Source organism: Dyadobacter chenhuakuii, from assembly GCF_023821985.2.
In the GTDB taxonomy this organism is placed as follows: Bacteria; Bacteroidota; Bacteroidia; order Cytophagales; family Spirosomataceae; genus Dyadobacter; species Dyadobacter chenhuakuii.
On sequence record NZ_CP098805.1, the window covers coordinates 3,964,376 to 3,979,553 of the forward strand.

Here is a 15,178-nt window from a genome sequence, read left to right on the forward strand (position 1 = left end):
CTTAAAGGGTTTTAAATGTTGAGATTAACCTTCATGTCAGTATAATACGCCTGTTTAATTTGCCTTGTTTTAATGCCTGTTTTTGGATCCTCATGATAGCTTTCAGAAAGTATTTTCTCCATCTGATTCCCCTCCTTTACCGGCCGGTAGAAAATGGTCGAACGGTAAAGAAGTTTGTCCCCGTTTTTGTCATATAGTTTTTCTCCTAGCATACGTTTATTTGCGAAGTCGTAGTGCTGAACTGAATACTTCCTCAAATTTTCAGCCGCCTCATTGCTTTCTATACCAAAGGCTTCCAGATCAAACTTGATTTCAGTTACTATCCCGTTTACTTTGATGGATGCATTTTTTTCTCTGGCAAGAGTTAAGATGTATTTTTCATTCACTAGCGGATGCCCAATTATTTCATTTACAACTTCATCCTTATTTAGCGCTGTTGATGTGAGTACCTTTCGAGCCAGAGCATCGAATCTAGACGGTTTTAATTTCGCCGATCCTGTTTCTTTGCCGTCCTTGTCGAAAAACCGAACTACGTTGTTTTGAACAACTGTCTTATGTGCGAGCACAGACTCATATGGTTTCTTTTGCAAGACAGGAGGCAATAATGCTGTTTTTGTCGGTTGTAAGGGAGTGGTTGTCATTTCGTATGCACCATCTGCGAACAGCTTAAATTCCACTCTTTGCCTCGCCAGGCGTGGCTGAGCGGCTATTTCTATAAAAGCCTTTTCTTTATTTTCTGCCGGAATTTTCGAAAGAATCTGAGTCGCAGAATATTCCTCAATTTCGTAACTTGTTGTAAGCAAGGCCTCGGATGACAGTCTTGCCGCAGCAGATCTTTCTGAGGAAGGCAATTCTTGCATCAGATTTTTGTCACACGCAGAGGTAGTTAGGAGCAGAACTATTGCTATGACACTGGGCAGGTTGAAAAAGACAGCAAATAGCTTTTTGGGGGGTAGTTTTACATTTTTCATGCAGCACAGATTTAAGGTGAGTATTCTTTTTGTACAACACAAAGTAACTTAAAGGGTATTTATGCATAACTTGTCTTACGACACGGATCTAACTTGTTCTACAACATAGATTCGTCTTGTCGTGCGACAAGATTTTAATACCATTTTGGATACAGCGACTAAAAAGCGTAAGCCTAACTTTTGATTTATGAAACTCGCAGATGACACCAAGCCATTGCAACGGATACTAAATGCTCCCAGTTTTATTCTATCCGATCAGGTAAAGGAGAGCTTTCAGGAAAGTATGAAACGGTTCATGATTCCGAAAGGAAGAGTCTTGGTAGATGTAGGACAGGTTAGTAAATGCCTTTATTTCATTGAAAAAGGAGCGATGCGGACCTACTATTTAAGAGGTTCGGAAGACATTACTTCACTTCTTGTTTCGGATGGAGATATTGTATGCATTGCGGAGAGCTTCCTCATGCAAAAAGAATCGAATGATGTATTGGAGACACTGGAAGACACTACCGGGATCTCTATTTCCTATGAAGCATACCGCAAACTAGTTATGGAGGATGTTTATATGGCTGGTTTGGCAGTGCAATTGCTAGAACAACATCTGATCAACTTCACCGACCGTGTTAAAGTATTCAAATATCTCTCTGTGGAGCAAAGAATAGCACATTACATCAGTCAGCCCTCATCCTTGTTTAGGCGAATTCCGGACCACTATATTGCGACCTACCTTGGGACAACCGCAGCCACTTTTAGCAGATGTTTGAAGACAATTAATATGGATAAAAATCTGGTTGGCCGCGCATCAAGTTTTGGTGTTCTGCTTGCCACATTTGGGTAGCCGCGCAGTTTTTAAAATTTACAGTTTGATCATTATTTTTGTATTAATAAATCGCAGTTACCACCGCCAAAAACCACAGGCATTTTCCAAACTTTGAACACCAAAAACCACCCGAAAGCTCACCCAAAACCAGCGAAAATCATCCCAAAACAACTCAACTTTCGCTAAAAGAATTATACATAACAAATATACTGTTGTACTATATGTATAAAAAATAGTGAGTCTTTCGTGTAGTTTACATCAAATACAGGAGACAAAACCTTGAATATAAGCCGATTAAAGGCAAAGTTCGAGACCCGTCTCCCTCCAAGTTGTTGGCAGCCCTTCTCTTCCAGGACATTCCCTAAGCCTTTCTAGAAAACCTGCGTTTATTATATTTACATTCAATCCTATCCAAAATGCAGATAACGTTCCCATGCCTATTCATGTAGCTATTACCCGTAAAGTACTTCCTGGAAAAGAGGATGAGTTTAAAGAGGCTTTGCGGCATTTTTTGGGGGATTCTTTTTTGCATGGAGGGGTTCATGGTGCGGCAATGATGACGGCTTTGCCAGGGAGCGAGAGTAGGGAAATTGGCATATTAAGAACTTTCGCCAACCAGGCTGAGCGTGACGCTTTTTATAACTCAAAGCTCTTCAAAGACTGGGAAGCCTATGCATCCACGCTGACGGAAGAGCCGGTTTATCGGGAGCTTACCGGCCTCGAAGCCTGGTTTCGCTCGCCGGTTCCGCCTCCAAGATGGAAAATGGCAGCGGCAACGCTTTGCGGTGTATACCCAACGAGCCTGTTTCTGACTTATGCTCTGGGTCCGTTTATCCAGGAGCTTCATCCCGCATTAAAGACATTGATTGTAGCCGGATGTATGGTGGGACTGCTTACCTGGGTTGTGATGCCGCAGGTTACAAAGGCTTTGAGACCGTGGTTACAAAGCTCAGACACACAAAGTGCCCAAAAGTAGAATAAAAGGACTGTCACCAACAGTCCTCCAATCGCTGTCATTTGATGTGTGACGGCCATCGGCCGCGGAGAAAAATAACATTATAATTCGTCGACGCAAAAATCCTCCCTCTCTCACCAGCCGCACCGCCCACCACCGATTGCAATCCTACTTCGCAAGCTGCAAGTCTGCAATGCTCTTAATCCGATTCCGCTCCAAAAACGCATCAATTGTCTCGAAATGTTCGATAACCCGCTTGTCCTTGAATTCGAAAACTTTTTGAGATAAGCCTTGTAAAAAGTCCCGGTCGTGGGAAACGAGCACCAATGTGCCGTCAAAGTTCCGGAGCGCTTCTTTTAAAACATCCTTTGATTTCAAATCCAGGTGGTTCGTAGGCTCATCGAGGATCAATAAGTTCACAGGCTCCAAAAGCAGCTTCACCATGGCAAGCCGCGTTTTTTCGCCTCCCGATAATACACTTACTTTTTTATCAATGTCCTCACCCTGAAACATAAACGCACCCAAAATGTTCTTGATCTGCGTTCTTACATCACCTTCTGCAACTTCGTCTACCGTTTGGAAAATAGTCAGGCTTGGATCCAGTAGCGACGCCTGGTTTTGCGCAAAATAGCCGACTTTAACATTATGCCCCAGCTGGCAAGTTCCTTCCACATCAAGTTGCCCCATGATGGCTTTAATCATGGTCGACTTCCCTTCTCCGTTCCGGCCTACAAACGAGACTTTTTCGCCTCTGGAAATGGTCATGCTCGCATTTTTGAACACCGCCTGATCGCCGTAGGATTTGGAAACGTCTTTCACCGTCACCGGGTAATCGCCCGAGCGTGGGGAAGGTGGGAAACGAAGTTTCAGGGCTGAATTGTCGATTTCGTCGATTTCGATGATTTCCAGTTTCTCCAGCATGCGCTCGCGGGAAGAAACCTGGTTGGTCTTGGAATACGTTCCGCGGAAGCGTTCGATGAATTGCATGTTGTCTGCAATCATTTTCTGCTGTTCCTGATATGCCTTGACCTGGTGCGAGCGGCGCTCTTCGCGCAGCACCAGATAATGCGAATAATTGGCTTTATAATCAAAAATACGTCCCATTGTCACTTCAATGGTGCGGTTGGTAATGTTGTCGATGAAGGCCCGGTCGTGGGAAATCACCATGACTGCATTGGCCTTATTTACCAAAAAATCTTCCAGCCAGATCACCGATTCAATGTCAATGTGGTTGGTAGGCTCATCGAGCAAAATAAGGTCAGGCTTTTGCAAAAGGATTTTGGCCAGCTCTATGCGCATGCGCCAGCCGCCGCTGAATTCCTTGGTCTGCCGATGAAAATCTTCGGGCCGGAATCCCAGTCCTTTCAATGCTTTCTCCACTTCGGCGTCGTAATTGACTTCTTCGAGCTGGTAATATTTCTCACCAATTTCAGTCACCTGCTCGATGATCGCCATATATTCATCGCTCTCGTAATCCGTGCGGGTTTCGAGGGCGTGGTTCAGCTTTTCCATTTCGACGCGCATTTCAAAAACCTGCTTGAATGCTTTGGCCGCTTCCTCGAACACGGTGCAGTTGTCTTCCGTCAGCAAATGTTGCGGCAAATAAGCGATCACCGCATCCTTAGGCGCACGCACGTGGCCGCGATTGGCTTTTTGCTCACCCGCAATAATTTTCATCATGGTGGATTTCCCCGCTCCATTCTTACCCATCAGGGCAATTTTATCGGTAGGATTTATCACGAAGGAAACTTCGCTAAAAAGGACAGAACCGCTAAATTCAACGGCCAAATTCTCAACTGTAATCATCGTCTCATTTTTTGAAGCCGCAAAGGTACGAGGATAGCATCATTGACCAATAACATTGAATTAATTGTTCGGGCCGGACGTTTTTAAGTTGAGACATTATTGCTGATTCAGCTGATTTAAATACAAAAAACCAACACAAAATTATGGACGTTCGCACAACATTATCAGTAAATGAAAGCTTTATGGAAATGCTGACCGATATCAAAAACCGCGGGGCAAAAGCAGAAATGATCCTGGACATCAACGGACTGGAACGCGCTCAGGGAGTCATTCAGGAGATTCACGCCGACGATCCAAACCCTTACATTGAACTAACGGACGGGACCAAAATCGCAGAAAAGACAATCGCCGCCCTCAACGGCATTTTCCGGCCGGAATATTCGGGGTGTTAATGGCTTCAAATGTTTGTTCTGCTTCTTAGTAATGATACAACGCACGGCCAAAGCAAGATTAGGCGGCCTTAAAAAATGAACCGCCGCCGCTGCAAGCAGGAGAAGCGTTGTGAATGTGACTTCTAGTATCCATATTCACGACGCGAATTCAAATGCAGGCCAATGAGCGATACAACTACAAGAAAAATAAAATGTCTGATTATTGATGATGAGGAACCAGCGCATGAGGTGCTCAAATTTCTGATCGCAAAAGTGCCGTGGCTGGCCTTTGAGGGCAGTTGTTATAATGGCATTGAAGCGATCGAGGTTGTCTCGGCCCGAAAGCCCGACATTATATTCCTCGACGTAAATATGCCTGAGCTTTCAGGCCTCCATCTGCTGAACATCATCCAGTCGACCGAGCTCCACGTGATCATGACCACCGCTTATCCCGAATACGCTGTCGACGGATTTACATTTGACGTGACCGCTTTTCTGCTGAAACCCATCGGATTCGACCGGTTTTTAAAAGCCGTCACCAAAGTGAGAAAGCTCATCACAGGCGGCCAAATCACTGAGCCAACATCCACTTTGCCCGAAATCAAACCAGAAAGTCCTGCCAATGACGAATATGTCTGGATCCGGGCTGACCGTAAAATGTATTGTGTTTGGTTTAAAGATATTTTCCTGATCGAGGGCTTAAAGGACTATGTTAAAGTGCATTATACCGGCGGTGTGCTCGTCACATTAATGTCGATGTCGGCGATGATGGAAAAGCTGCCGTTCCCACCATTTGTACGCACGCACCGCTCCTACATTGTCAACCGGAATGCAATCCGCATGATCGAGGGCAACACCATTACACTGCAAAATGGCAAGGAAGTCGCCATCGCCGTCTCGCCAACCCGCGATGAGATATTCAGACAGCTGACAGCGAAATAGAGCATGGGAAATAGCATCAGGACTGAACATTCGTTTTTCGAATCTCTCATTTTCCCACCAACACCGGCCGTACGGATCGCCCATCACGTCTGTTTTTGGATAGGCTTCATTGTGCTGCATTTTGCCTATTCACTCCCTACCCTTTCCAACGTCGTCGCTGATCCGCGCTTCACACTGGTGGGTGTGATTTATTTTTTAAAGTTTATCCCAAACTACTATTTCTGCGTAGCACTATACAACTTTCTTAGCAGGTATTTAAAGGGATTTTTGCTGGGATTAGCCGTTTTTTTCGGCACCATTCTATCTCTGCATACTTTCAACACGCTGATTTTCATGTTTGTTGATATGACTTATGGCCTGGAAACGATGCCGGAACGCTTTCGCTTGATCGGAGGATTGCATTTAAAACTGCTTCGGCTCGAAGATCCCCTGACCTGGACCGTACTTGCCTACGATCTTTCAGAACTAGAATTGCTACTGTTCACAGCGTCGGTTAAAGTTGGGCTATATGCAGCCCGGCAAACCATTCTGCGGCAAAAACTGCAAACCGAAGCATTGGGCATGGAGCTGAAAGTTTTGAAGACACAGATCAATCCGCATTTTGTATTTAATGTGCTGAATGCCGCTTATGCCAAGATCCTGCCCATTTCGGAAGAGGCTGCCGAGTATCTACAAAAGTCTTCGGAAATCATTCGTTTCGCTTTGTATGAAGCCAATGAAGAATTTATTAAGCTAGAGAAAGAAATGGCCTATCTAAATCAATATGTGCAGCTGGAATCGATCCGGAATACGCATCGCTGCAAAGTGAGCCTGGTTCAGGAAGGAAGTATCCTGCAATCGCACGAAATCCCGACGCTATTGCTGATCACACTCGTGGAAAATGCATTCAAGCACGGTGTACATGCTTCACGGCATCCTTCTTTTGTTGATATAAAAATATTTATCCATCCCGATAAGCTGGAATGCAACATTATCAACAGCGTTCCCCAAAGATCTGCCGAAGCGCAACCAGCACCTGAACAAGCCACTGGCCTGGGCCTCGCCAACCTGAAAAAACGACTGGAAATCTACTATCCCAATCGCTACCATTTTGAGACAATTGCAAAGGATCAAACATTCAAAGTAATCCTTTCAATGCCACTCACAGCCGCCTAGCGGATCGACGAAACCGGTTCTGAAATCGACGAAATACCGGCACCCTATTTCGTCTAGTTTTCAACATACTTGATCTAAGAAGATTTCAAATCCGCTGTATTCCGGATTGATTTGTACAATCTAAAAACCAGTACAATTCAATCCTCAGCTCCATGAAAAAATTCTCCGCTCTGCTGATCTGCATGCTTCTTATAACAAGCATGCTACGCGCGCAATACATTGTAAAAGGAAAGGTTGTTGATAAAAATAACGCGGGAGCAGCTTACGCAACGGTGGCGCTTCTGGCAGCTACCGATTCAAGCATTGTAAAAGGCGGATTGACCAACGAAAACGGTGATTTTCAAATAGATCATCCTTTGAAAGGTGCGTATAGGATCAGCGTTCAATACGTGGGTTTTGCAAAAGCATTTACCAATCAATTTACATTAAACGACACAAATAAAATCCAGGAATTCCGTCAGATCACATTGGCTGACGAAGTTGCTAACCTGGAAGAAGTTACTGTGAAGGGCCAGCGTAGTTTGGTAGAAAATAAGGGCGACCGGATGGTCCTGAATGTGGCTAACAGCGTCATAGCCAAGGGAAATAAAGTGGAGGATCTATTGAAATACGCGCCTCTGGTTCAATCCTCGCCGATGGGGATTAAGGTTGGCAACAAAAGCAATGTTCTGATATTGGTAGATGGCCGGCAAACCAGCCAGACTTCCCTCACCAACTTCCTGCAAAGTTTCTCTGCGGAAGACATCCTGAAAATCGAAGTTATTCCAAATCCATCTGCCAAATACGATGCAAGTTTCGGGGCGGTTATTAATATTATTACAAAAAAGAGTCTGGAAAGAGGCTTTAACGGTCGGTTAAGCTTGATTTATTCCAAAGGTGAATACGGGCGTTTTTATCCCGATGCCTCGGTGAATTTCAGATCGGAGAAATGGAATGTCTTCACTTCTATCAATGGCACGCTGGAAAATATTGGCTCGGAAGACGAATTGATCCGCAAATTCCCCGGCGGATTTATGGACACCAAAGCATTGACCAATTACAAAACAGACGGACTTTCCACATTCAGCGGCATTGACTATACGCCAAACAAAAACAACACCATGGGCATCCGGCTCAATAGCGGCTCACGGAACAGCGACTATACAACCAACATGAACACCGGCTTTAAATCCTATCCGGCAACGCTGGACTCGCTGCTGGACGTCAGCCGGTTGACCACAGATAAAACCCGGAACTATGACATTAACTTCAACTACACCGGAAAGCTGGACAGTGCAGGCAAAGAGCTGACTTTTAATGTCACGAAGAGTTATTTTGACAAAAAGAACACGCAACACCTCATTTACCAGGAAAGAAGCCTCGAAGGCATTTCTTCCGGCGATCCGACCAGGGCCAGGATTCGCAATCCAAAAGACGAAAATAACCTCATTGCGCAGGCTGATTTAACATTACCCACAAAACGCGGACGTTGGGAATCGGGATTGAAATACATCGTGATTGGAAACAACAATACGCTCACGCAGGAAAACGAAATCGACGGCCAATACGCGATCGACCCGAATTTTAGCGTTTCCGGCATTTACAAGGAACATTCCTATGCAGCCTACGCGGGTTACAACAATGCATTCAAAAGCGGCTGGACTGTACAATCGGGATTGCGTTACGAAAATACCAGTCAGGAACTCACCGGGTCCGACGTGAGCCGGCAATATGCAGGATTGTTTCCAAGTTTAGGCCTGAACAAAAGCTTGAAAAATGGCGATATGTTCAATATTTCGTACGCCCGCAAAATTTCCAGACCATCACTCACTTACCTGATTCCTTATCGCTGGCTTTCAGACCCTTACCTTGTTTCAGTAGGAAATCCCAATTTGCGGCCGTCTTACGAGCACACCATTGATGCCGGGTTTTCTAAAGGCGGACTCTCCCTATTCATCAATTACACGCGAACAAAGGATTACATTTCCGATGTCATTTACACAGATCCGGAAACCAGGTCATTTGTAAGCATCCCCGAGAATTTGAAGCATGTAAACAGCGCCTACGCAGGCCTTTCGTGGAACCAGGAGCTGTTCAAATGGTGGTATACCAACTGCTCCGTCGTCTTAAATGCCTCCCGGACCAAAACACCGATCGCCAACATTCCCGGCGTAAATTTCAGCGGATTTGGCATGAATTCTTACACCAATAACACATTCACTTTGCCAAAAGGATACAAAATTGAATTGCTCTTCATCTACAATTCGCCTTATCGGTTTGCGATTATGCAAAACAAGCAAGTGTATTTTATGTGGCTCAGTTTCAATAAAGCAGTCCTCAAAAATGGCAATGTAAAAATCTCCATCCAGGATGTATTCCGGACCCAGGCATACCGCTACGTCACCTCGTACGGGCCTGTCTACACGTCCACGCGCTCCTACGCCGACAATCAGCGGATAAGGCTTTCATTCAATTACAATTTCGGGAAAAAGACTGTAAAGCAAGCCAAAAACAGGAGCTTAGGCAACGAAGCCGAAAAAAGCCGGATGGGCGGAGGGGTTATGTGAGGTTTTGGCGGCGCCCCGCCACAGCCACCCGCCAACCTGACTAAACTTTCGCTCCCATTCTTTCGAAGCCTTCCCAAAGTACCTTCACATCGAAAAGCGCTGATTTTTCAGCCGTATCAAACGGAACGTCTGAATGATAAAGCGCCAGGTCATGAACCATTTTAAGCGACCGCGCCAACTCCTCGGAACCCTGACATTCCACGAGATACAAAAAATCGGCTTGTGATTGCGTCAGCGGCGTGCTAACATTTGATACGTTACGTGCATCAACCGTTGTGTTGACTGAATGTTGGTTCGAGCCTACACCTTTTTCCATCCGACATTTGCATTGTTTAAAATGGATTTGGATTTAAAAAAGGGGAAGTCACTGCAAACGTCAACAAAGCGAACTTTGGTAGGTCCAGGGACTTTCACCCTTCTGCTTCTCCAGTGCCATTTTTGGCCTACATCTCAATTTTCTGTTCATAATGAGTATTGTTAAACGTTTGCAGGGCAAATATAGAAGAAAGTTTTGATGGGTCGGAGATGAATGAATTAACGGTAAAAATCCCGCAATCAATGCCGTTTGATAAATGCTTTGAGTAAAATAGAGCAGTGGCAAACTTGAAAGACCAAATAAGAAATAAAATACCACAGAGATTAATCAATCCGATAAGTGAAGCGCAATCGAAAAACTCGAGAATCACAACCATTTTCCTGACGTCAGGAAAATGGTCAAAAAGAAAAGCTTCACAATCACAAGAGCGACACTTACTTACACTATGAAAACAGAAGAAATCAACTTACTAGTCGAACATTTTGAGACAGCGGCGTCTGAGATTGAAGGCGTTGAATGTTGGAGTGCCAGAGAGCTGCAACTTTTGTTGGGCTATGCCAAATGGGAGAATTTTGAGAAAGTCATAAGCAAGGCCAAAGAGGCATGTACTAATGCAGGAGAGGACGTTCAAAACCATTTTCCTGACGTCAGGAAAATGGTTAGTATAGGCTCAGAATCCGAGAGACCTGTTCAAGATATCGCACTCACGAGATATGCTTGTTACTTGGTAGCCCAGAATGGTGATACACGGAAATCGGAAATTGCTTTTGCGCAAACATATTTTGCAGTGCAAACACGACGTGCAGAGATCATTGAGCAGCGGTTGCTGGATTTTGAAAGAGTTAAGGCGAGGGAAAAACTTAGCCAAACCGAACGGCAATTGTCAGGCGTTCTTTATGAGCGGGGTATTGATGACAAGGGTTTTGCAATCATTAGATCGAAAGGAGACCAAGCACTCTTTCGTCTTTCAACCCAACTCTTAAAACGAAAGATGAATATTCCCGACAGCCGCCCAGTAGCAGATTTCCTTCCAACGATCAGCCTCAAAGCCAAAGACCTGGCCGCAGAAATGACGAGCATTAATGTGCAAAGCAGAGAGTTAAGAGGGATACCACCCATTGAGAGAGAGCATATAGACAACAACCTTGCAGTACGAAAAATGCTGATCGAACGAGGCATTAAACCTGAGGAATTACCTCCTGCGGCGATGTAAAAAAGGTGCAACGAAGGCTGGACCGTGAAGGAAAGAAGGTTTTGATAGAAACGAAAAAGAATAAGAAATAGACTCTCAAAGCATCTTCCTCATCATAATGTCCATCTGCTCGTCTTCTCCGAATTTGAAGACATGCTTGTCAAACGCCACAAACCCGTTTTTTTCGTAGAATCGGATGGCTTTTGGGTTTTCTTCCCATACGCCCAGCCAGAGATATGTTTTTTGTTCGAGTTGGGCGGTTTCGAGCGCTTTGTCGTATAATAACTGGCCTACCTTTTTGCCGTGAAATTCACTTTTGACATAAATGCGTTCGATTTCGAGAGAGGTCGGATCTTGGAGTTCGGTCTGTGCTTTTCCCGTATTTAATTTCATGTACCCGACGGGACTATCACCGAGCCAGGCTATGAAAAAGTGTGATTGGGGATTGTTGAGTTCGGCGGCCATTTTAGCATCACTGAAATTTTCGGTCAGATAGTGCTTCATATCCGCCTCTGTGTTGGCTGCTGCGAATGTTTCGAAAAATGTTTCCCTGCCAATCTGCTGAACCGTAGTCAAATCGTCAGCGCCAGCCTTAACTATCGTAATTTGATCCATTTGGTTTCTTATTTTTCATGAAAGTTTCATTAATACCAGCCCTGCCGTGATGAACAATGCAGCGGTGATCCGCATTGCATTGGCTGGCTCGCCCAGCAGAAAAGTGCCGACGATAAATGCCCCAACAGCGCCTATCCCCGTCCAAACGGTGTAGGCGGTGCTCAATGGCAATGTTCGCATAGCCATGGCCAGCAAGGCGAAACTCGCGATCATTGCGACGATGGTAATTGAGGTAGGAATAAGACGGGTGAAACCTTCCGACTGCTTCATGAAGTAAGCCCAGACAACTTCCAGAAGCCCGGCTGCAATCAAATAAATCCAAGACATGACTTTGACCTTTTAGGCCGGGCCGTCCCGATTCGGTTCCCAATACGGGGGAGGTCGTCCTCCTGCATGGCCGCTGTGCAAAGGCTGAGCGGCGGGACAAAAATACCGTTTTGTCAAAAATTTTACAAACCTTCCCGCTATAACGCTGCCTCAAAACAATATACATTGTAATTCGTGGATGCAAAGATTTTGCCCTTCTTTCCATTTTTTCCAGGGGAACCCGTAACGAAGCCGGCAAACCACGAGTCGTGCCGCCTTTCGAGTTTAATGTCTGGGGAGGGCATATCCCAAAGCAGCTTTCCTGTGTTAACGTCCACAGCAAGCAGCGACTTGGTGTAAATGTAATACACCACGCCATCCTGGTGGTAAAGGTCACTGGTTAATGCGCTTGCCTTCTGGGTCCAGCGCGGTGATCCGGTGTTGGCATCCACACAATAGAGTGTCGCATTGTCTCCGTTGAGCAAAAGTTTGTCTTCGACAAGGATAAAATCATTGAAACCTGTGAACATGTCCGACAGGCTTCGCCTCCATATTTCTTTGCCGGTCATCAGATCAAAACATCCAACCGTCGTCAGCGAGGTTACATACACTTTATCACCATTCACAATGGGCTTCAGACAAGCCGAAGCACCACCATTATCGGGACGGATGGCTATTCTTTCGTAAACCCATTTCTTCGCGCTGAGATTATACAGGCCAAAATAACCACGCGTGTGATTGTACTGATCCTTCGGGCCCGGCTCCGTGAAAGGCACCACCAGATAATCACTACCATTCCGGCTAAACGCTTCCATATTCAGCATTGAGCCCCGGTAATACAGGGAATCTGAGTCGATATAAGCGTATTCATCACGCATAACAGGTTTCACGATTTCTTTAAGCGCACCGGTCCTTACATCGCCTGCAAAAATCGTTGGTTCTATCCGGCGTTTTTTCTGCGATTCCAAGCTCCTGCCAGGCATAAAATACCGCTCTCCTAAAAATGCCGGGTAAGGTCTTAATGATAATTCCGGGTTTCTGGTTTTCCAGATTGTTTTGCCTGTCAGGGTGTTAATACAATAGGTTGTACTGGCGTCATGTAGCAGCATACTTCCGGGATAAAGTCCGATGCTTTGCCGCAGCGTGCCAATGGATTTATTTTCAAATTCGTCCCAGACCCACAAGTTTTCACCCGTTTCCAGGTCTTTCAACTGCAAGAATCGCTCTCCAACCACTTTCTGGGCTGATTCACGAACACCCACAGCTAACACGCCGCGATCTTCTACAATGTATCCCCTATGCAGGCCGGAAGAACGCGGACCATTGGAAGTCGATGATTTCCAAATGTGAGGTTGCTGGGTTATCACACCATCCTTGTCGATTTGGGTTGTGATCTTTTCGGGAGCGCAGGCGACCAGTCCAATGAGAAGAAAAATAGCTAATAACCGGCCCTTTGTGATAGCGGGCACCCGTTTTCTGGCTAATGCGATCCTGTTCATAGCTCCCATGATTGATTGTTCAATGCAAAGGAACGATATGCAGAAAATTAGCTTCTTGTCCCCCGACATAGTTTCACGTTGTCGTACAACAAGATTTTTTCACACTAAAACAATATCATTTGCCGCTAACTGACCCTGCATTCACCTTTACACCCTTAAATATGAACGCATTATCACTGATCCTCAACTTTTTACCGCTGGCAGTCGTTACATTTTTTAGCACAACCTGTTTGGTTTTGATAAAAGGAAATTTCTCTTGGTAGGAAGCATTCGTCATCTCCGGATTGAAATTGGCAAAAATGGCTGGCCCTTCGTAAGCTTCGGGGTGTGCGGAATCTTCGATGCGCAGATTCTCAATCGTAATTTTTTCGGGCATGTAACAGATGTAGCCAAAATCGTGCTGCCCTGAATTGGACCCGCCTATCAGGCTGGCACTGACAGGATTGCCATTTGCCGGGACAAAAATGCAGTTCCGGATCACCAGCTCGCCTTGCCAGGTGCTGCCATAATCCGAACGCAGGTTGACAATGTTTTTGCCACGGATACACGAATTTTCCACCAATAACAGTCCGGTTCCAATAGCATTGATGCCCATGTGACCGAGCGTGGAATTACGGATGGTGGCGTTGGCAACGCCCTGGTGTGCATCGAAGCGGGAAAGCGTGCAATGGTCATAAAGCAGGTTTTTGCAGAAATTAGAGCCTAATATGCCCCAGTATTTACTGTCATTGATGTCATTCGTCTGGCTGCAATTGACAAAAGAGACATTAAGCGCCCGGTTCACCGAAAGATCATAGCTGCCCATCGACACAGGTTTATCAGCTGTTCCAATGGTGCTGTAAGTTTTGTGTCCGGTCAGGATGGTATTTTTTACGGTAACATAAGAGCAGTCGCCAATGCTGATAAAACCATTGTAAGGCGCGCCTTGCTCGCCTTCGCCTTTAATATGATGTTCCAATCCTTCCAATGTCACATTAGAGCGCCGAACGGCAATGTTCCGGCTGTAATAGTTGTATTTGGATTCCGCTTTATTGGCAATTGTAGTAAAGCGTCCGCCACTGATTTTCAGTGGTTTTTCATCGATCGGGAGCGCGGTAATCTCGGTTATTTTATCAAAATCCCAGATAATAGGCGCGTTCATATCCACGTTTCCATTTTTATCGACAACAAAAATATCCGTCTGCGAAGAGCCATTGTTTTGGTTGAGCCCGTAACGAATGTATTGCTTCACATTTGCATTCGTAACCGTGATAAGACAGGGGCCGGGCAGTGTGGCATTGATCTTTTTCTGATTTCTCTTTAGTGACCTGATCATTTCCAGTTTAAAGGGTTTAAGCGCTGAGCTAACCATAAACACAGAGGCATCACGTTTTTCCGCCTCGGTGTCATCAATGATGAAAGCCGCTTTGCCAAAATCAGTTTCCGTCCGGATAATGGCAGTGAGGTGTTTTCCGCCAATGTAGTAAGTCGCGCCGTCGTCGGCTTTCACGCGCAAACCGTGCAAATTGGCAAATGCATGCGTCGCGGCAATGGCGTCGATGTCGTCCGTCTTACCATCACCTTTGGCGCCGAAATCACTGTAATGCACCACTCCGGCGGCTTTAAACCTGGCCGCCTCATCCTGCGCCCTGGCCGTCCATGCACCCAGGATGAGCATTAATAATAGTGTGTATTTCATGTTAAAAAT

At 45.5% G+C, this 15,178-nt stretch carries 14 protein-coding genes; 7 read left to right on the forward strand and 7 right to left on the reverse strand.

The features are described from left to right. Positions 1–11 precede the first annotated feature (11 nt). A complete protein-coding gene (locus tag NFI80_RS16370) occupies positions 12–971 on the reverse strand; it encodes a hypothetical protein (protein ID WP_235165248.1) in 960 nt (319 codons plus the stop codon). Positions 972–1,158: 187 nt separating this feature from the next. Between NFI80_RS16370 and NFI80_RS16375 the strand changes: the two genes are divergently transcribed. Continuing rightward, entirely contained in the window at positions 1,159–1,806 is a 648-nt protein-coding gene (locus NFI80_RS16375; RefSeq protein ID WP_235165249.1) for a Crp/Fnr family transcriptional regulator, read from the forward strand. Positions 1,807–2,221: 415 nt separating this feature from the next. Further along, entirely contained in the window at positions 2,222–2,764 is a 543-nt protein-coding gene (locus tag NFI80_RS16380; RefSeq protein WP_235165250.1) for a putative antibiotic biosynthesis monooxygenase, read from the forward strand. A 147-nt stretch (positions 2,765–2,911) separates the two neighbouring features. On the opposite strand, the gene NFI80_RS16385 is transcribed toward NFI80_RS16380, so the two are convergent. After that, positions 2,912–4,549 (reverse strand): ABC-F family ATP-binding cassette domain-containing protein, encoded by a 1,638-nt coding sequence (locus NFI80_RS16385; RefSeq protein WP_235165251.1) that lies wholly within the window; start codon positions 4,547–4,549, stop codon positions 2,912–2,914. Positions 4,550–4,692: 143 nt separating this feature from the next. Between NFI80_RS16385 and NFI80_RS16390 the strand changes: the two genes are divergently transcribed. The 4 genes from NFI80_RS16390 (at position 4,693) to NFI80_RS16405 (ending at position 9,563) form a co-directional block, all read left to right on the forward strand. Continuing rightward, positions 4,693–4,941, forward strand: coding sequence for a hypothetical protein (locus tag NFI80_RS16390; protein ID WP_235162006.1), 249 nt, complete (start codon positions 4,693–4,695; stop codon positions 4,939–4,941). A gap of 162 nt (positions 4,942–5,103) precedes the next feature. Further along, positions 5,104–5,862, forward strand: a complete 759-nt coding sequence (locus tag NFI80_RS16395; RefSeq protein WP_235165252.1) for a LytR/AlgR family response regulator transcription factor — start codon at positions 5,104–5,106, stop codon at positions 5,860–5,862. Positions 5,863–5,865: 3 nt separating this feature from the next. Beyond that, positions 5,866–7,017, forward strand: coding sequence for a sensor histidine kinase (locus tag NFI80_RS16400; RefSeq protein WP_235165253.1), 1,152 nt, complete (start codon positions 5,866–5,868; stop codon positions 7,015–7,017). Positions 7,018–7,169: 152 nt separating this feature from the next. Next, positions 7,170–9,563 carry a TonB-dependent receptor gene (locus NFI80_RS16405; RefSeq protein ID WP_235165254.1) on the forward strand — a complete coding sequence of 798 codons (2,394 nt, stop codon included), beginning with the start codon at positions 7,170–7,172 and terminating at the stop codon, positions 9,561–9,563. A gap of 40 nt (positions 9,564–9,603) precedes the next feature. Here the strand turns inward: NFI80_RS16405 and NFI80_RS16410 are convergent, their stop codons facing one another. Continuing rightward, a complete protein-coding gene (locus NFI80_RS16410) occupies positions 9,604–9,879 on the reverse strand; it encodes a hypothetical protein (RefSeq protein ID WP_235165255.1) in 276 nt (91 codons plus the stop codon). Between the two features lie 445 nt (positions 9,880–10,324). On the opposite strand from NFI80_RS16410, the gene dinD reads away from it, so the two are divergent. Further along, a complete protein-coding gene (gene dinD / locus NFI80_RS16415) occupies positions 10,325–11,092 on the forward strand; it encodes a DNA damage-inducible protein D (protein ID WP_235165256.1) in 768 nt (255 codons plus the stop codon). Between the two features lie 75 nt (positions 11,093–11,167). Here the strand turns inward: dinD and NFI80_RS16420 are convergent, their stop codons facing one another. From NFI80_RS16420 to NFI80_RS16435, 4 genes are all read right to left on the reverse strand, one after another. Beyond that, positions 11,168–11,686, reverse strand: coding sequence for a GNAT family N-acetyltransferase (locus NFI80_RS16420; RefSeq protein WP_235165257.1), 519 nt, complete (start codon positions 11,684–11,686; stop codon positions 11,168–11,170). A 15-nt stretch (positions 11,687–11,701) separates the two neighbouring features. Next, the gene (locus tag NFI80_RS16425; protein WP_235165258.1) at positions 11,702–12,013 is read right to left on the reverse strand and encodes a DMT family transporter; all 312 of its coding nucleotides are present in this window, start codon (positions 12,011–12,013) and stop codon (positions 11,702–11,704) included. A 137-nt stretch (positions 12,014–12,150) separates the two neighbouring features. Next, complete coding sequence (locus NFI80_RS16430) at positions 12,151–13,491, reverse strand: outer membrane protein assembly factor BamB family protein (protein WP_233794963.1); 1,341 nt, start codon at positions 13,489–13,491, stop codon at positions 12,151–12,153. A 115-nt stretch (positions 13,492–13,606) separates the two neighbouring features. Then, on the reverse strand, positions 13,607–15,148 hold the full coding sequence (locus NFI80_RS16435) for a hypothetical protein (RefSeq protein ID WP_374759693.1): 1,542 nt from the start codon (positions 15,146–15,148) through the stop codon (positions 13,607–13,609). Between the last annotated feature and the right edge of the window lie 30 nt (positions 15,149–15,178).